At 70.6% G+C, this 15,919-nt stretch carries 15 protein-coding genes, 1 tRNA gene and 1 pseudogene; 8 read left to right on the top strand and 9 right to left on the bottom strand.

Annotated features, from left to right (window positions below):
• Window positions 1–260 precede the first annotated feature (260 nt).
• The 6 genes from tmk to ACNAVT_RS03650 all read left to right on the top strand — a co-directional run bounded on the left by tmk (window position 261) and on the right by ACNAVT_RS03650 (window position 6,282).
• Window positions 261–2,324 (top strand): dTMP kinase, encoded by a 2,064-nt coding sequence (gene tmk / locus ACNAVT_RS03675; protein ID WP_416292866.1) that lies wholly within the window; start codon window positions 261–263, stop codon window positions 2,322–2,324.
• Window positions 2,324–3,706 carry a DNA polymerase III subunit delta' gene (locus ACNAVT_RS03670; protein ID WP_416292745.1) on the top strand — a complete coding sequence of 461 codons (1,383 nt, stop codon included), beginning with the start codon at window positions 2,324–2,326 and terminating at the stop codon, window positions 3,704–3,706. The genes tmk and ACNAVT_RS03670 overlap by 1 nt, the downstream gene beginning before the upstream one ends.
• 144 nt (window positions 3,707–3,850) lie before the next feature.
• Window positions 3,851–4,180: a YbaB/EbfC family nucleoid-associated protein gene (locus tag ACNAVT_RS03665; RefSeq protein ID WP_416292743.1), complete on the top strand. Its 330-nt coding sequence runs from the start codon at window positions 3,851–3,853 to the stop codon at window positions 4,178–4,180.
• Window position 4,181: 1 nt separating this feature from the next.
• A complete protein-coding gene (locus ACNAVT_RS03660; RefSeq protein ID WP_416292741.1) occupies window positions 4,182–4,487 on the top strand; it encodes a hypothetical protein in 306 nt (101 codons plus the stop codon).
• Window positions 4,487–5,152 carry a hypothetical protein gene (locus ACNAVT_RS03655; protein ID WP_416292739.1) on the top strand — a complete coding sequence of 222 codons (666 nt, stop codon included), beginning with the start codon at window positions 4,487–4,489 and terminating at the stop codon, window positions 5,150–5,152. Before ACNAVT_RS03660 ends, ACNAVT_RS03655 begins: the two co-directional genes overlap by 1 nt.
• Window positions 5,153–5,442: 290 nt before the next feature.
• On the top strand, window positions 5,443–6,282 hold the full coding sequence (locus ACNAVT_RS03650) for a PSP1 domain-containing protein (RefSeq protein ID WP_416292738.1): 840 nt from the start codon (window positions 5,443–5,445) through the stop codon (window positions 6,280–6,282).
• A gap of 43 nt (window positions 6,283–6,325) precedes the next feature.
• Here the strand turns inward: ACNAVT_RS03650 and ACNAVT_RS03645 are convergent, their stop codons facing one another.
• Window positions 6,326–8,158, bottom strand: coding sequence for a metallophosphoesterase family protein (locus tag ACNAVT_RS03645; RefSeq protein WP_416292736.1), 1,833 nt, complete (start codon window positions 8,156–8,158; stop codon window positions 6,326–6,328).
• Window positions 8,159–8,198: 40 nt separating this feature from the next.
• Here ACNAVT_RS03645 and ACNAVT_RS03640 point away from each other — a divergent pair.
• Window positions 8,199–8,272, top strand: a tRNA-Thr gene (locus ACNAVT_RS03640).
• 17 nt (window positions 8,273–8,289) lie between these two features.
• On the opposite strand, the gene ACNAVT_RS03635 is transcribed toward ACNAVT_RS03640, so the two are convergent.
• The gene (locus tag ACNAVT_RS03635) at window positions 8,290–8,484 is read right to left on the bottom strand and encodes a hypothetical protein (RefSeq protein WP_416292873.1); all 195 of its coding nucleotides are present in this window, start codon (window positions 8,482–8,484) and stop codon (window positions 8,290–8,292) included.
• 3 nt (window positions 8,485–8,487) lie between these two features.
• A pseudogene (locus tag ACNAVT_RS03630) lies at window positions 8,488–8,568 on the bottom strand (hypothetical protein); the annotation flags it as partial.
• Window positions 8,569–8,590: 22 nt separating this feature from the next.
• Here ACNAVT_RS03630 and ACNAVT_RS03625 point away from each other — a divergent pair.
• Window positions 8,591–9,088 (top strand): NUDIX hydrolase, encoded by a 498-nt coding sequence (locus tag ACNAVT_RS03625; protein WP_416292734.1) that lies wholly within the window; start codon window positions 8,591–8,593, stop codon window positions 9,086–9,088.
• Between the two features lie 908 nt (window positions 9,089–9,996).
• On the opposite strand, the gene ACNAVT_RS03620 is transcribed toward ACNAVT_RS03625, so the two are convergent.
• The 6 genes from ACNAVT_RS03620 to ACNAVT_RS03595 all read right to left on the bottom strand — a co-directional run bounded on the left by ACNAVT_RS03620 (window position 9,997) and on the right by ACNAVT_RS03595 (window position 15,835).
• Window positions 9,997–10,254 (bottom strand): hypothetical protein, encoded by a 258-nt coding sequence (locus tag ACNAVT_RS03620; RefSeq protein WP_416292732.1) that lies wholly within the window; start codon window positions 10,252–10,254, stop codon window positions 9,997–9,999.
• Window positions 10,255–10,747: 493 nt separating this feature from the next.
• The gene (locus ACNAVT_RS03615) at window positions 10,748–11,176 is read right to left on the bottom strand and encodes a hypothetical protein (RefSeq protein WP_416292731.1); all 429 of its coding nucleotides are present in this window, start codon (window positions 11,174–11,176) and stop codon (window positions 10,748–10,750) included.
• A gap of 58 nt (window positions 11,177–11,234) precedes the next feature.
• Window positions 11,235–11,825: a hypothetical protein gene (locus ACNAVT_RS03610; RefSeq protein ID WP_416292729.1), complete on the bottom strand. Its 591-nt coding sequence runs from the start codon at window positions 11,823–11,825 to the stop codon at window positions 11,235–11,237.
• A 1,172-nt stretch (window positions 11,826–12,997) separates the two neighbouring features.
• A complete protein-coding gene (locus ACNAVT_RS03605) occupies window positions 12,998–14,065 on the bottom strand; it encodes a hypothetical protein (RefSeq protein ID WP_416292727.1) in 1,068 nt (355 codons plus the stop codon).
• Window positions 14,062–14,628 (bottom strand): RNA polymerase sigma factor, encoded by a 567-nt coding sequence (locus ACNAVT_RS03600; RefSeq protein WP_416292725.1) that lies wholly within the window; start codon window positions 14,626–14,628, stop codon window positions 14,062–14,064. The genes ACNAVT_RS03605 and ACNAVT_RS03600 overlap by 4 nt, the downstream gene beginning before the upstream one ends.
• Window positions 14,629–15,046: 418 nt before the next feature.
• Complete coding sequence (locus ACNAVT_RS03595) at window positions 15,047–15,835, bottom strand: maleylpyruvate isomerase N-terminal domain-containing protein (RefSeq protein WP_416292723.1); 789 nt, start codon at window positions 15,833–15,835, stop codon at window positions 15,047–15,049.
• Window positions 15,836–15,919 lie beyond the last annotated feature (84 nt).

Genomic DNA, 15,919 nt, shown 5'->3' with positions numbered 1-15,919 from the left:
CCGGGCTGCGGGCGATGGCACCGGCGGCCTAGGCTTCGGCGAGCAGGCGAATGTCGCGTATTGGGGCCGCTTCTCGCCGCGACTAGAGTGTTCCACCGGGGATGCCCAGCTCTGGGCCGGCACGTGGAGGTACGGCCATCGAAAGCCAGAAGAACGGGGAGTCGTCCGGCGTGTCGTCGCCCGGGGCACAGGCCGACCGCTCCGGAGCCGCCGCCATCCGGTCGGTGCTGCGCATCCGGCCGTTCCGCCGGCTGTGGATCGTGCTCGGCGCGGCCTCCTTCGGCGACTGGCTCGGCCTGCTCGCCACCTCCGTCTTCGCCGCCGCCCAGGTCTCCGGCGACACCGCCAAGGGCGCGGCGTTCGGCACGCTCATCGCGATCCGGCTGCTGCCCGCGCTGCTGCTCGGTCCGGTGGCCGGCGTCTTCGCCGACCGCTTCGACCGGCGGTGGACGATGGTCATCTGCGACGTCCTGCGCTTCGTGCTCTTCGCCTCCATCCCGCTGTACGCGCTCACCGGCGCCAGCGGCGGGCTGGTGGTGACCTGGGCGGCGATCGCGACGTTCCTGATCGAGACGATCACCCTGATGTGGATCCCGGCCAAGGAGGCCGCGGTCCCCAACCTGATCCCGCGCGCCCGGCTGGAGACCGCCAACCAGCTCACCCTCATCACCACGTACGGCCTCACCCCGATCGCCGCCGCCCTCGTCCTGGCGGGGCTGGACCGCAGCGTCCGGGGGGTGACCGGTGGCCAGATGCCGTCCTGGGCCGAGCCGGCGCAGCTGGCGCTCTGGTTCAACTCCCTCTCCCGGCTGGCCACCGCCATCGTGGTGGCCGTCGGGATCAAGGAGATCAGCCGGGCGCGCAGCGACGAGCGGGACGGCCCCGAGCAGAGCATGATGCGCCAGTTCTCCGAGGGCTGGCGATACATCGGCCAGACCCCGCTGGTCCGTGGCCTGGTGCTCGGCATCTTCGGCGCGTTCGCCGGCGGCGGCATCGTGGTCGGCACGGCCAAGTTCTTCGCCGCCTCGCTCGGCGCCGGCGACGCCGCGTTCTTCCTGCTCTTCGGGGCGATCTTCATCGGCCTGGCGATCGGCATCGGAGCCGGCCCGATGATCGTCCGGGACATGTCCCGGCGACGCTGGTTCGGCATGAGCATCGTGCTGGCCAGCGCCTCGGTGCTGGTGCTCGCCTTCGCGATCCACCTCTCCATGGCGATGCTCGGCGCGATCCTGGTCGGCGCGGGCGCCGGCATGGCCTTCCTGGCCGGCACCACCCTGCTCGGCGGCGAGGTCGCCGACGAGGTACGCGGCCGGGTCTTCGCGGTGGTGCAGATCGGCACCCGACTGGTGCTGATCCTGGCCATCGCGCTGAGCAGCCTCCTGGTCGGTGTCGGCGGGTCGCGCAAGCTGACCATCGCCGACCTGGGCATCTCGGTCTCCTCGACCCGCCTGCTGCTGCTCGTCGCGGGCGTCGCCGGCATCTTCGCCGGGATCAGCGCGTTCGGCCAGATGGACGACAAGAAGGGCGTACCGGTCCTCGCCGACCTCTGGGGTTCGATCCGGGGCCGCCCGCTGATGCCGGCCGAGCACTTCGTCTCCAACGGTCTCTTCGTGGTCTTCGAGGGCGGGGAGGGCGCGGGCAAGTCCACCCAGCTCGCCGCGCTCGCCGACCGGCTGCGGGACCAGGGGCGGGACATCGTGGTCACCCGCGAGCCCGGGGCCACCGCCGTCGGTGAGCGGATCCGCGCGCTGGTGCTGGAGACCGACGGCGCCGAGGCCCCGTCGCCGCGCGCCGAGGCGCTGCTCTACGCCGCCGACCGGGCGCACCACGTCGCCACCGTGGTCCGCCCGGCGCTGGTCCGAGGCGCGGTGGTGATCGGCGACCGGTACGTGGACTCGTCCCTGGCCTACCAGGGGGCCGGCCGTACGCTGCCGGCGCAGGAGGTCTCCTGGCTCTCCTCGTGGGCCACCGGCGGGCTCAAGCCCGACCTGGTGGTGCTCCTCGACGTCGACCCGCGCACCGGCCTGTCCCGGATCGAGTCCCGCAGCCAGGGCGCCGACCGGCTGGAGGCCGAGTCGATCGCGTTCCACGAGCGGGTCCGGTACGCCTTCCTCGACCTGGCCGCCGCCGACCCCGGGCGCTACCTGGTGCTCGACGCCTCCCGCCCGGCCGAGGAGATCGCCGAGGCGGTCGCCCGGCGGGTGGACGAACTCCTGGTCGACCCGGCCGGCATCGCGCACCCGCGCCCGGCCCACGGCCCGGACACCACGGTCCAACCGGAGTTATCCGAGGCGGAGCTGGTGACCATGGAGCGCCCCACCTGATGGCGGACGTCTTCGCCGACCTGGTCGGCCAGGACGAGGCGGTGGCGACGCTGCGCCGGGCCGCCGCCTCGGCCGCCGCCCTGCTGCGCGCCTCCGCCGCGACCGCGGCCCGCGTCGCCGTCGGGCCGACGACCGGGCGCGACGTACCGGACGTGACCGACACCTACGACGAGCTCGACGCGCTGGCCGAGGAGATCGACGCGGTGCCCGCGGGGCCGGTGGACGCCGCCACGGCACCGCCGGAGCCGATCGCAACCGAGCCCGGTGCGGCACAGCCGGCCCCGGCCGGTGACCCCGGGGCGGGGATGACCCACGCCTGGATCTTCACCGGGCCGCCCGGCTCCGGCCGGTCCGTGGCCGCGCGGGCGTTCGCCGCCGCGTTGCAGTGCGCGCACGGCACCGGCTGCGGCACGTGCCCCGGCTGCCACACCACGATGACCGGCACCCACGCCGACGTGCGGCTGGTGGTGCCCGAGGGGCTCTCCATCGGCGTCGGCGAGATGCGCGCGCTGGTGCTCCGCGCGGCCAGCACACCGTCCGGCGGGCGCTGGCAGATCGTGATCATCGAGGACGCCGACCGGCTCACCGAGGCGGCCGGCAACGCGCTGCTCAAGGCGATCGAAGAGCCGCCGCCGCGTACCGTCTTCCTGCTCTGCGCCCCGTCCACCCACCCGGACGACATCTCGGTGACCATCCGATCGCGCTGCCGGGTCGTACCGCTGCGGCAGCCGCCGGCCGGCGCGGTCGCCGAGGTCCTCGCACGCCGGGACGGCGTCGCGCCGGACGTGGCCGAGTGGGCCGCGGCCGCCGCCCAGGGGCATGTGGGACGGGCCCGGCGGTTGGCCCGCGACCCGGAGGCCCGGCAGCGCCGGGACGCGGTGCTCGCCGTGCCGCGCCGGCTGACCGGGGTGGGCGCGGCGTTCGACGCCGCCTCCGCGCTGATCGAGGCGGCCGAGGCGGAGGCCGCGGCCTCGGTCGCCGAGATCGACGAGGCGGAGCGGGCCGCGTTGCAGACCGCGCTCGGCGCGGGGGGCACCGGCCGGGGCGCGGCCGGGGCGATGCGCGGCGCCGCCGGGCAGCTCAAGGACCTGGAGAAGCGGCAGAAGTCGCGGGCCACCCGGGCCCAGCGGGACGCCCTCGACCGGGCGCTGGTCGACCTCGCCGGCTTCTACCGGGACGCGCTGACCATGGCCCTGCGGGCGCCGGTCGCCCCGGTGCACACCGACACTGCGGCGGTGGCCGAGGCCGGCGCACAGAAGTGGGACGCCGAGGGGGCGCTGCGCCGGCTGGAGGCCGTGCTCGAGTGCCGGGCGGCGATCGAGGCGAACGTCAAGCCGCGGATCGCGGTGGAGGCGATGATGCTCGCCCTCTGGCGGGGTTGATTCGCCTGTAGGGCGGCGCTAGGCCCCCGCTTCCGGCGCTGTCCACAGGGCATCGACACGCGCGATTGACGTGCGGTACGGTCCGGTGTGCCGTGGTGACGGTGACGGCACACTCAGTGATGGCCAGCCGGGAGGAGTCCGCCGATGCCGCGGGGGGAGATCGACGAGGCCTGGATCGAAGAGGCGGTCCGGCGCTACCGGCGCATCGAGACCCTCCAGGCCGAGTTCGACCAGGCGGTCGCGACGGTCGAGGTCACGGTGCGCTCGCCGGACGGGCTCGTCGAGGTGGTGGTGACCGCCAGCGGACGGATCACCAATGTCCGCTTTCTCGGCCCGCTGCATCAGCGCAACCCTCGCGATGTCGCCGGTTCGGTGCAGGCCGCGGTCACGGCCGCCGCGGACGCCGCACAGTGGGCCCGGGAGAAGCTGCACAACGAGACGTTCGCGGTGTACCGGCCGCTGGCGGGAGCCTGACATGGAGACGCTGCGCGACCTGGCGGCCCGCCTCGACGAGGCCGGCGCCACCCTCGCCACGCTGGCCCGCACGGTGACCGCCACCGACCCGCCGCACCCCGCCTTCGGCGCCCACGCCGAGGGCCGGCCCGGCGAGATCGGCCGCGCCCTGCACCGCCAGTGGACCGCCGCCACCGGGGACCGGGCCCGGGAGGCCGACGCCGCCGCGGCCCGGCTGGCCGCTGCCGCGGCCGCGCTGCGCGCTGCCGCCGACCGATTCGTGGCCACCGACGACTTCGCCCGCCGCCGGCTCGCCCGGGAGGCCTGATGGACGCGCTGGACCGGCTCGCCGAACCGGGCCTCGACCTGCTGGCCCGGGTCGACGCGCTGCTCGCCGCTGGCGCGCCCGAGGGGCACCGGCTCTGGCCCCTGCTGCGCCGGATGCGGGTGCTCCCCGGCGCGGCCGTGCGCGAGTTCCTCGAGCTGCATCCGGCACCGCTGGCCGATGCCGGTCGCGCGGTGCGCCAGCTGGTCCGGGGGTACGACGACGCCTGCGCCATGCTCGCCGATCCCGTCGCCTGGTCCGGGCCGGCCGCCTCGGCGTACGACGAGGCCCGCACCGCCCTGCTCCGCCACTTCGACGAGGGGTCGGAGAGCCTGGTCGGGCGGCTGGAGTCGACCGCCGGGTACGCCGACGCGCTGGCCGACTGGGTGGAGGGGAGCCGGCTCGCCCTGGCCCGGTCGCTGGCCGACGCGCTGCGCTCGGCCGAGGCGGTCACCGTGCACGCCGCCAGCCGGCCCGGCGGCGACGAGCGGGCGGGGGCGCTCGCGGCGGCGGAGATCGCGACACGGGTGCTCGGCGTGCTCGGTGTGGCGTACGACGGCGCGGAGACACTGCTGCGCCAGTGGGCGCCGAGCCTGGCGGAGACGACCTGGCAGGAGCGGGTGACCGGTGCACCCGGCCTCGGGGGTGTCACCAGCATCGGCCACTGATGCCGGCCGTCATGCCGGCCACGGCGTCGCGCGCCGAGCCGGCCGTGGCCGGCCTCCGGCGGCGACGCCGTGGCCTTCCCCTGCACCCCCCGCAGGTCTGCCTCCACTCAACGCGGTCGACCGCCGTTTGTCGTCCGGCTGGGTCAGGTTTCAACCGTCCGGGCGAGGATGATCGACACGACGGGTTGGGGCCGTTCGGTCGAGCCGACGATCGTGGATCGCTGCGCCGGGTGACCGGACGACGACGGCCGGCCGGGCCGGAGCCGGCCCAAGGTCGTAGGGTGAAGGGCATGGGCATGCTCTGCGCGGTCAGTTTCAACCGGTACGGGCGCCTCTACTACCTCGACCCCGGCGAGCTGCGCCCGCAGGTGGGCGACCGGGTGCTGGTGCCCACCGACGACGGGCCCGAGGTGGCCGAATGCGTCTGGGCCGCGCAGTGGGTGGACGAGGACACCGCCGGGTTCCCGAAGCTGGCCGGGCTGGCCCAGGAGGGCGACCTCCGCCGCGACGAGATGCTGCGTCGACGCAAGGCCGACGCCAAGGTCGCCGCCAAGCGGCTGATCCGCGAGCACGGGCTGCCGATGAAGGTGGTGGCGGTCGACCACGTGTTCGGCACGCCGGAGGCCGGCAGCGAACGCACCACGATCTACTTCACCGCGCCGCACCGGGTCGATTTCCGCTCACTGGTCCGCGACCTCGGCGCGACGCTGCACTGCCGGGTCGAGCTGCGGCAGCTCTCCGCCCGCGACTCGGCGCGCGTCCAGGGCGGGATCGGCTCCTGCGGACGGGACCTGTGCTGCGCCACCTTCCTCAACGACTTCGAGCCGGTGACCATCCGGATGGCCAAGGACCAGGACCTGCCGCTCAACCCGCTGCGCATCTCCGGCGCGTGCGGCCGGCTGATGTGCTGTCTCAAATATGAGCATCCGCTGTATCAACGATTTCAGGATTCCGCCCCGGCCGTCGGCAGCCGGGTCTCCACTCCGGAGGGGGACGGCAGGGTCGTCGGTCACAGCGTTCCGAGGGATTCGGTCACCGTCCGCCTGGATGCCGACGGCTCCCGCTGCTCGTGCAGCCGCGCCTCCGTCTGCGCCCCCCGCCAAGCCCACGACCAGCACTACTCCTCCTGATCGCCGGTCCCGCCCGTCGCCCGGGCGGGGTCGGGCCGCGTGGTCAGCGGAGGACGATGGGGGGCTCGGCCAGTCGGGGCTGCAGGGGTTCCCTGGGGAGCAGCCAGGAGGCCGTGGGGGACTGGTCGGGGTTCAGCTCCCAGGCGTGCGAGACCTTGTCCACGGCGATCGGGTAGATGGTCAGCGTGCCGTCCGGGTCGATCCGGAACCGCAGGAACGCCTTCGAGTCCTCGATGCCCTGCCCGGCGAAGAGTTCGTTGACGTTCACCCCGAACGAACCCGCCACCAGCAAATAGAGCGCCACCAGCTGGCTGGCCACCAGCCCGATCACCGGCCCGTACAGGACGGCCGCCGCGATCGCCGGCAACGGCCACGGCCAGTCGAGGAAGGGCAGCTTCAACCAGAGCCAGGTGCCGGCGGCGGCCAGCGCGATCTGGGCCAGCCCGTGCGAGACTCCGAGGATCCAGTGCCGGGCGTGCCGTTTGCCGTCGGCGCTCGGTGGTTTCGCGAAGAACGCCGCTCCCAGCATGGTCACCACCAGCATGATCACCAGCGGGACACTCAACAGTCGCTGTTCGGTGGCGCCCACGTGCTTCGCCGCCACCCCGGCCATGGACAGCATCAGCAGGGTGTGCAGGATGCCCAGCAGGGTGGTGAAACCCGGGTTGCGGAACGGCAGCCGGGCGAAGATGCCCCAGCCGTAGCGCCGCGAGCGGGGCTTGTCCGGGTAGCGCGCCGCCAGGTCGTACTCGCGGGTGCGGCTGGCGCGGCGGGACAGCGTGTCGCGCGGCGGCACCTCCAGCCGCTCCGGCAGGTGGTGCGTGGGGTAGAGGTAGGCACCGCCGCTGCCGCAGGTGATGAGCTGCCGGTCCGGGCCGGCGTAGCGGGCGTAGTGGTGCAGGTCGCCGGAGATCAGCAGCCGTACCTGCGCCCCGGTGGGGGCGACGATCGTACGGATGAAGTAGTCGATCGAGTCGTACGCCGTGGGATGGTCGGCGGCCTTGACCCAGGTCGGTGCCGGCACCGCCAGGATCACCTTCGAGCGCGGGGTGAGCTTGCGGGCGACCTCGTCGAAGTAGGTGAGCTGCGGGTCGTCCAGGTATGACCCGGACTGGTCGTCGAGGCCGAGCAGCCACCAGTCGGCGGGCAGTTCCACGGCGAAGTACGACCGGGACTGGCCGGTGCCCCAGCCGGCGAAGTGCCGGTCCCGGGACCGGACGAACAGCCGCAGGAAGGCGGTCAGGCCGTCGTACCAGTCGTGGTTGCCGGGGACCGCGAACAGCGTCGGCCGTTCGGGCGGCGCCACCGGCAGCGCGACCTGGTACGGCCCCTTGCACCGGTCCTCGTACGCCTCGTAGGCCGCCGACGGGTAGACCTGGTCGCCCCCCATCACCAGGGTCTGGGCCCGGGGCAGCCGGTGCCCGTCGACCTCCAGCTCCGGCTGGGCGAGCAGGTACGCCACCGAGTACGTCGCGTCGAAGCCGTCGCCCAGGTCGGCCACGTAGTCCAGCCAGAGCCCGCCGTCCGGCCCGACCTGCCGGAACGTCCCGTCGCCGAACGCGTTCTGCAGCTCCCGCTTGTCCAGGTACGCCCCGAACAGCATCGCCAGCAGGGTACGCAGGCCGGTGCTGATCAGCAGCAGCGGCGCCAGCCAGGGGACCGGCTTGCGCGGAGTGAACCCCAGTTCCAGCGGGTCGAGGCTGCGCGGCCGGCGGGTGGCCCGCTCGCCGGGGTGCGCCTCGGGGATCGGCTGCTGCGGCGGTACGTGATCGTCGCTCACCCGCCGCAGGGTAGTCCTGCCCGAAGGCGGGCGCTCTCCGGCGAACGTACCGAACCTGCCTCGATGTCCGGATCCAGAGTGACGGGGGGATCCCATTCGGCTTCGGGCGGCGTGTGCCGTACACTTGATGATCGTTGCCGCCTTAGCTCAGTCGGCTAGAGCGACGCACTCGTAATGCGTAGGTCGACGGTTCGATTCCGTCAGGCGGCTCGGTGCAGAAGCCCAGGTCAACGGCCTGGGCTTCGCCGTTTCCCCAGGTCGACCACGTCGCCGCGGACAGGTCGAGTCCTTGAATAGTCCTTGTCCCGTGCGGCGACCGCCTCGTCCAGCCGGTTGGCGACCGCGTCCGGGTCATCGCCAAACAGCCCCGCGTACACGTCCAAGGTCATCGACGCCGAGGCGTGCCCGAGCATCCGCTGCACTGCCTTGACGTTCGCGCCCGCCGCCAAGGCCAGGCTTGCCGCTGTGTGCCTCAGGTCGTGCGGAGTCAGCCCGGCGCACCGCATGGCTCACCGATTGGATGGCCGCATGAGGATTCCGCCGTTCGCGTTCAAGCTGCTCTACCGCATCCGTAGGGTGTACTGGCGGATCGCCAAGCCGACCACCTACGGCATGAAAGCGCTGATCATGCACCCGGTCGACGCCGACCGAGTGCTCCTCGTCCAACATAGCTACGGCGACCGATCCCTGTGGAGCCTGCCGGGAGGCGGATACAAGCCAGCCCGGGAGACCCCAGAGCAGGCGGCCAGGCGTGAGTGCATCGAGGAACTGGGCATTGAGCTGGACTCGCTCGCCCTTGTACTGGAGGAACACCTGACCACCAGCGGGGGCAAACAGGGGTACCTGAAGATTGTCCGCCTGCACGCGACCTCAGACGAGATCTGCCCAAATGGGGAGATCTCCGAAGCTCGGTGGGCAGGCGTCGACCTTACGGACCTACCTGACAACCCGGCAGTCTCCAAGTGGGTGTACTCGGCTTTAGAAGCGCATGGACGCCGAGCCGCTGGAAACCGAGACGCGCCTTGAGGATCAAGAACCGATCAAGAACCGAAGACGTTGCCGGATTGCCCTCTTAAGGATCAAGGCGGCCCGCAAAGCGGGCCGCGCCGGCCCGGCCCCGGCCTGCTGGCGACCTCCGGCCGGCATCGGCCGGGCCGGCCGGCCACGCTTGGGGACGACCAGGTCTACGAAGACCTCGGGGCTCTGCCCCGAACCCCGACCCTCCTCAGAGATCGGCCGGGGGCGGATCACCTCGCCGGGCACCACAAGGGCTACCAGCCTCCCCGGACGGGGCCAAGGTCGTTCGTCCGGTAGGGCGCTCCACCTTGTCCCCGTCCGGGGAGGCTGGACGGTCTACGACTGCCCGACGAGGAGATCCGCCTTCAGCGCATCCTTGTAAGCCGGAGGTACCCGGCGGTGCCAAAGATCTGCCACACCCTGAAAACGCTGCCGGCAGGCTCAACAAGTAAAACCACTTCCGAACCAGGCGCGGCGTCGAACTGTAGGCGAGGGCTGCCCGTCCAATCGATCCGTGCTTGGACCCAATGCTTCCCGGCAGCGATGTCCACGCTGATCGTCTCACCTCGGAGGATCTGGCCGTGAGGGTAGCCATCCACCAGCACCTTGTATGACCGAAGAAGGTCTCGCGTGCCTTCACGAGGACGGCAAATGACGAGTCGCGCGGCTTCGTTCATGACGGCAGAGCGTGCCAGACCAGTGCCAGCTCTGCCAAGGCGCCGGTCGGAACCCGACTTGGCTGTACAGCCACCCGTACAGCCAAGCCCGCCCGCTTACGCCGACGCTGCCCGACAACGACGGACGGGCTGACCAGGAGTGCCATCACCTGGCCAGCCATCCGCGATCTTCTTCTAACCCCAAGGCCGCCGCCTGGCCGTCTGTCACGCTTCACCCAGCGGCCAACTGCTGGCGGTGTCCTACCGGCGAGCACGCCAGCGCTTGACATCCCAAGCGATGAGCATCAGCCCCAAAAAGATCATTGGAGGGCCGAGCCAACGCTTCCAGTCATCCGCCCTCGTCACGAACTCCACGCCTACGCCCGTCATGACCACGTTCTTGAAAAGCTCCCGGAGCACACCCGTCTTGGCGGGTGACTTCTGCTCTTCGGGGACGGGCACGAGGGGACGGTACAGACGGCTTACAGGAGCGGCAAGATCGACCTGGGCTTCGCCCAAGCCCGCCTCCGTGCGAGCCTGGCTGCCTCGGTCCTCATCCAGTCCAAACTGGCGTTCCGGGTCTAGCTCCAACTACGCCGAAAACTGCCGGTAGAGCGCGAGAAGTAGCAGAGTGATGCCGACTCCAGTCGTTGCCCAACCGGCGCGAATAGTTGCCGTTGGATGGCGAGGCCACCAGCCGCCCGGGACCCACGAAGGGAGGAGGGGTTCCTTACCTCGGGATCGACGCCACCGGTACACGTAGCCTTGGCCAACGGAGATGAGGCCGAGAACGATGGCCGGCAGCGCGAAGAGCGCCAGTTCGAGCGGCTGGGCATCGGCTCCCGCTGCAACGTCCACGCGTCGATCATGACTTGTCTCGTCAACCGTGCCATTAGCGTGCCATTGGGCGAGGACATCAGGGGCCAGCCGAGGCCACGCGAGACTGCCGAGACCAGGCCGCCAACCCGGTGGCCTGCCGGAGATCGACAATTCCCAAGCTGTCAGTTCGCTACTACTCCGCGAGCTCGGGGTGGTGCCCGCGGTCGAACGCTCGTCGCTCGGCCTTGAGAAGAAGCTCGTCTACCTCTGGTTCGTTGCGCTCTATGAAGTCGGCGAAGGCCCCCAGGGTGAAGATCATGGCGGCAGTCCTCTTGGAGGCGGGGATGTCGTCGATCGCGACGTCCTCACCGAGCATGAAGCAGATGAGGGCCTCTGTCTCCAGCGAAGGTAGTTCCGGGCCGAACGCGCGCCGCATGTCGGCGACGAAGAGGCTGATCTTTCTGAGGTCGGTATCGGGCTCGAACAGTCGAGCCACCGCGATCTCGAACGCAGCGATCATGACGTGGAGGGAGCCGAGCGAGCTGAACTCGGGGAACCTCGCCGAGAGCAGCTCACGCTCCGATGACTCGCGCAGCATGCTCGCGCGCAGGAAGCCGCCCATGAGCGTGCAGGGGATCGGGGACGGGCTTGGCGGCTCTACCGGCCTGGACTTGCGGTGCTTACGCCTGACCACGGCCATGTGTCTCCGCTTCCGTGGAGGTGCTCCCGCTCTGTGCCGGTGCGCCGGCACGCGGGGATGGCCGCCACGCTATGCCATCCCCCTTCCTGATCCTGCTCAGGTCCACCAGCGGGACGGGTTCAGGATGGTCCGTCTCGACGGAGGTGACCAACTCGTCGGCGGCGGCGACGAGGCCGTCCAGTTGTTCTTCTGTGAGCGCCAGTTCGTGGGCCAGCATGAACAGCAGCGAGTACATGATGTCTGCAGCGGTCTCGTCATCGACCAGGTCCGCGAGGTACTCCTCCCCGAGGTTGCTGCGCAGTACCGCTTCCGCCTCCCGTGGCGGCACCCGATGTTCCGGCGGGGCTATCGCGTTGTAGCGGGACACGAACTGGGTGACTTCGCGGAGGTCCTGCACACCTCGGAACCGCCGATGCATCAGCAGCACGAACGCCGCCGGCATCACCCCGAACCTGCCACCGGCCCGCCGGTTGCGATCAAGCAATCGCCGAAACTCGCGTTCGTCGCCAACCAGCTCGGCCCTCAGCAGTCGGGCCTGAAGGCTCAAGCCTCGCCCCTTCCAGAAGCGCACCCGTCATCCCGCCGATCACTCCGACCTCAGCCCGCCGATCAAGTCTGGCAGTCCGCATCCAGTCCGCAAGAGCACGACAGACGACGGGGGAGCGGTGCGAGATGTCGAGAGGCGTTTCCGCTGGTGGACCCTCAGGTGCCCAGGTCGGCGGGGCGGGCAACTTGATCTCGTAATGCGTAGGTCGACGGTTCGATTCCGTCAGGCGGCTCCATAGAAAGGCCCAGGTCACCGGCTTGATCGCCGATCATGACCTGGGCCTTTTGCTTGCGGTCGCGAGGCCGAGCAGCCAAGCGAGCTGTCCGTGCATCCGGCGGCCCCGTGTATTCGGCGTGAGCTGGCGCTTGCCCTCGGCGGCTGGATGGCGTTGCCGGGGGGCGAAGACACCGGGCTGTTGCTCGCGGCCACTGTGATCGCTGAGGGGTTCTTCATCTCTGAACCGGGCTTGCTGTACAGGAAGCATCCCGACCAGATCACGGCACAAGCCGACTGGACAGCCACCGAGGAGTGGCAGCTTCGCATGCGCCTCATCGAATCCCGAGCGGTCGCGCTGCGAGATCTTTTCCTCAGGTCAACCGCCTGGGCTGGTGGCCTCAGGCTCTCAGCAAATTGGACCGGCCGCAGTCACAGGTATCAGCCGCCGGTATGGCCAAAGATCGACCGAAGCCGTAGCTTGCGGGGGCATGGGACCGGGGCAGGAGCTAGCACTACGAGGCCATAGAACGGTGCCCAGAAGGTCTGCGGTTCGGTCACCGCGTCACTGGCCGTGGGTGGTGCTTTCGCTCGTAACCGTGCTGCGTACCGGGATCGTGGCTGTGCCGGTGTCGTGGGCCGTCCTCAAGCAGGTCGAGGCGAGGCCACGCCGACGCGGCCGTGACGGTGTACGTGCTCCAGATGAGCAGTGGAGAGGAGATCGGCTGGTCGCGGGTGCTGGCCGGCAGGCGCCATGACGAGCTGCTGCGGCAGTGGCGCCAGACGCCGGCGGCTGGCGGGTGTGGTCAGCCGACCTGCCAGCGTGGTGCGGGGTGCAGGTCCGGGCAGACGCTTGCCGTTAGGTATTCCGTTCGACCGAGATCGGACCGTCAGCTCCGGTCGGCGCCCATCCAGGCCAAAGGCCACCTCCCAGAAATGGGAGGTGGCCTTCCTGCTGCAGCTCAGGGGAGGGTGTTGGTTGCCTAGTCGCAGCCCAGCCCTTGGGCGTACGTGGCCCTTGGGTTTCCGGCGACGAATTCGTCGGCGATCTTCCAGAACACCTCCGGCCAGTCACCCTTCTCGTTCATCTGGTGCAGCACCCGCCACTGGTGGCTGCTGCGCAACGCCTCGGTGGCCCGTTGGAGCGCGGCGTCGTCGCCCGTTCGCTTTGCGCGTACCCATTCCGCGGCCCACGCGCAGCCGACGCGGCCAGTCACCGCGGTGCCGAACTGGTAGGGATCGTTGGCGCCGATGCCATCGAGGGTTGCGGTGTCGAACTTCGGCGGAAGCGGCACGTCGGCGAGCATCCTGGCCGCCTCCGCGGCCACCCGGCCCGGCGTGACGATCTCCGGCGGAAGCGCGGCCAGCCAGGTGCGTACGTCGACGCGCACCACGTCGGTGAGCACCTGGTCAAATGTGTCCCGGGTCCAGTTGCCTCCGGTCCGGAGCCCGACGAAGACACCGTCGCGGGGGCGAAGCAGGACCTCGAAGTCGCCGACGTTGTAGATGAAGAGGTCACCCGGAAAGCTGTCGACCGTTACCGGTTCCGGCTTGCTGACGGTGAGCCGGTCGGCATAGAAGCCGTCGTACGGGCCAGCTGGATACCAGTTCATCTCCAGCTCCTGCCTGCCGTTGCGGAACCTGATGGTGCCCTGCTGCTTGGCGAACCCGTAGACGGTTGTCACCTTCCAGCCGGGGCGGTTGATCAGCAGCCGCGGGTTGTCCTCGGCGGCCTTGAGTGCTGCGGCCGAGTACGCGATGGGGGTGCCCGTGGGGGCGGCCAGGCTGTCGTCCTGATGCTCGGGGAGCACGGCGGGCAAGGCGAGGACACCGGCGAGAATTGCGGCTGCGGCCAGCGCGCCGGCAGTGCGGCGGACCATGCTGCGGGGCGCTGGGGGGCGCGCTTGCGGCGGTTCGAGGACGCGATGGAGGGTTGGCACGGACATGATCTCCTCCAGGAGGGCCTGCTGCGCCCCGTCGAGGTGTCCGATGACATCGGGTCGGTAGGGGTCCGCGTCCCGGACCATCTGGTCGAGGTGCTTGTCGGTCATTGGCCCTCCCTGGGGGCGGGTGCGGTCAGGATGTCGAGTACATGGCCGGGCGGGGCGAGGTCGTCACCGATGAGGTCGCGCAGTCTCGCCCGCGCGCGCGACAGGCGGGTTCGGACCACGGCCGGGCTCACCCGAAGGACGGCGGCCACGTCGCGCGGCTCCAGGCCCTCCCAGATGGTGAGCGTCAGCACCTCCCGGTCGAACTCGCCTAGACGGGCCAATGCGGCCTGGACTGCGAGTCGTTCGGGCACCTCGCTGCCGGGGTCAGCGGCGACGATGTCCCACATTCGTTGCCTGAGCCGCTCACCCAGGCGCTCGCGGCGCACGCCGGTGCGGTGGTGGTTGGCGAGCACGCGTCGGGCGACGCCGTACAGCCACAGTCGGACTTCGGCGTCGGCCGGCAGCTCGTGGCAGCGGCGCCACGCGACAAGGAAGGTTTCGGCGACGACGTCGGCCGCGTCCTCGGGCTGCATGGCGCGCCGCAGGGCATACGCCAGCAGCGGCTGGAAGTTGCTGGCGTAGACGCGTCGGAAGCGGTCCTCGTAGTCGGTTCCGGAACTCACATTCCCCCATGTCCGGTCAGGCGCCAATCGTGACAGGGGCGAGCAGGAGCAGGCGATTCTCGCCGCGCACTCTAGACACGTGTACGGCCCGGCCGGCTGTCGGCGACCTGCTGTCGGCGATGTCGGGCTCCACTTGATGCGTTACGGATTGCGTTCAGTTGATCCGTTACGCCTCCGGCTAGACGATCACGGCACCGTGCGCACGATCGTCCTGTGAGTTCAGGCTTGGATGCGGCTGCGGATGTCCCGGGGGGCTGCCTGGCTGTCGTCGTCGACCCGTAGGACGCCGTTCTCAGCCATCACCGCGTGGAACTGCGGCGACTTCACGCCTGCCCCGGCCGCTCTGGCGCGTTTGCACGGGGATGGGCAGGACAGCGTCGCTGTGAACCTGCACGGGAGCGTGCCAGCTGGGATGCCGTTACACGGACGGGTCCCAGGCTACGAGCTGATCGAAGATACGACGGTCGCCTTCGAACTTCAGGGAATCCAACGGTATGCGGCCGTAGAAGAACAGGACCAGGTCACTGGCCGTGCCCCGGGCGGAGGCGTCGGCCGTGTCCGAGTCCTCGCCGGCAGCGGGAGCGCCGAGGCGGGCGACCTGTGCGCCGTCGTGGGACAGCCGAAGGCGCCAGAAGCGGCCCTCGGTGGCGTGGTAATCGACGACGGCGGGCTCGTGTGGCCAGGCGACCGTCGTCGCGCAGAGGGTGAACTGGCAGTCGTCGAAACCGTCGAGGGCGATCTCCTCCGGTATCGGCTGCGGGGCACCCCCGGTGAGCTGGACGTCGTAGGTGTGCACCGCGATCTCGTGGAGCTGGCGCCGCGCCCAGGCCCCGGAAGTCTGCGGTGACGGCGAGTCCCACCACCATGTCCAGCAACCGCGATCCGGGCCCGCCTCGCGCAGCACGCTCGCCAGGTGCTCGACTGACTCGACCCACCAGGCCAGGAGAGCCTCGCGCTCCCGAGGTGCACCCGTGCCGCCTCCCCATGCGGACTCCTCCGGCGGAGCGTCCGCGGGCCCTGCGGTGACGATGGCGGCTGCCTTGCGGCGACCCATGCCCACGTGTTGCACGTGATCGAACAGCGTCCGCTCGGGATGGGTCGGCATCTGAACGTCGAGGCTGGGTGCCGCGGCGACCGCGGCGCGAAAGGCGGTCGACCGTTCGTCAATGAGCCGCAGCTGATCAGGGAACGTCAAAGTCTGTTGCACTCCGGCTTTCTAGCACTGTGCTCCGATAATCGGACAGCGATTTCCACAGCCGACGCGGCGGGCGCAAACGCCCAGACGAAGCAA

This window comes from Micromonospora sp. SL4-19, assembly GCF_047921475.1.
Classification (GTDB): Bacteria; Actinomycetota; Actinomycetes; order Mycobacteriales; family Micromonosporaceae; genus Micromonospora.
This window is presented reverse-complemented; position numbering and strand designations above follow the sequence as displayed.

Coding starts and splice junctions, on each gene's coding strand:
- ACNAVT_RS03670 (WP_416292745.1), top strand. CDS start 2,324: ATGGCGGACGTCTTCGCCGACCTGGTCGGCCAGGACGAGGCGGTGGCG.
- ACNAVT_RS03665 (WP_416292743.1), top strand. CDS start 3,851: ATGCCGCGGGGGGAGATCGACGAGGCCTGGATCGAAGAGGCGGTCCGG.
- ACNAVT_RS03660 (WP_416292741.1), top strand. CDS start 4,182: ATGGAGACGCTGCGCGACCTGGCGGCCCGCCTCGACGAGGCCGGCGCC.
- ACNAVT_RS03655 (WP_416292739.1), top strand. CDS start 4,487: ATGGACGCGCTGGACCGGCTCGCCGAACCGGGCCTCGACCTGCTGGCC.
- ACNAVT_RS03650 (WP_416292738.1), top strand. CDS start 5,443: ATGGGCATGCTCTGCGCGGTCAGTTTCAACCGGTACGGGCGCCTCTAC.
- ACNAVT_RS03645 (WP_416292736.1), bottom strand. CDS start 8,158: ATGGGATCCCCCCGTCACTCTGGATCCGGACATCGAGGCAGGTTCGGT.
- ACNAVT_RS03625 (WP_416292734.1), top strand. CDS start 8,591: ATGAGGATTCCGCCGTTCGCGTTCAAGCTGCTCTACCGCATCCGTAGG.
- ACNAVT_RS03615 (WP_416292731.1), bottom strand. CDS start 11,176: ATGGGCGGCTTCCTGCGCGCGAGCATGCTGCGCGAGTCATCGGAGCGT.
- ACNAVT_RS03605 (WP_416292727.1), bottom strand. CDS start 14,065: ATGACCGACAAGCACCTCGACCAGATGGTCCGGGACGCGGACCCCTAC.